The 408-nt window shown below is 57.6% G+C and carries 1 protein-coding gene; it reads right to left on the bottom strand.

What is annotated here, in order from left to right; translation table 11 throughout:
- On the bottom strand, window positions 1-408 hold a 408-nt coding region (locus KVH01_RS29530), incomplete at both ends, for an immunoglobulin-like domain-containing protein (protein WP_217883809.1).

Genomic DNA, 408 nt, shown 5'->3' with positions numbered 1-408 from the left:
ATCAGTCACAGTTGTAGTAACTTTATCGGTCCCTGGAACCAGATTTTCGAAATGCTCGCCGCCAGTCACGCCTTTGATGGCGGTGGTGACGGTTTGGTCGCCTTTGTAGACATCATCCGGAGCCGCAATAGTAGCGGTGCCGCTCGACTGGTTCACCCCAATGGTAATGCTCTGGCCGTTGTCCAGGGTTACGGTCAGCGGGTTGGTGATGTTGGTCACCGGCGCGCCGTTTTTATCCACAAGGCTCGCGGTGTAGACGATATTGCCGCCTTCGCCCACGGTGGTCGTGGCGGTCAGAACAACGTCAACCTTGTCGATGGTGTCGTTGATCGTGGTGGTCGCGCCGTCGCCTGCGACTTCGAGTTTTTCGAAGTTGCCGCCGGAAGCGTCGGTGATCTGGACGGTCTG

The organism is Pseudomonas khavaziana (assembly GCF_019145205.1).
GTDB lineage: Bacteria > Pseudomonadota > Gammaproteobacteria > Pseudomonadales > Pseudomonadaceae > Aquipseudomonas > Aquipseudomonas khavaziana.
Note: the sequence above shows the minus strand (reverse complement) of the source record. Positions and strands in the feature narration are given on the sequence as shown.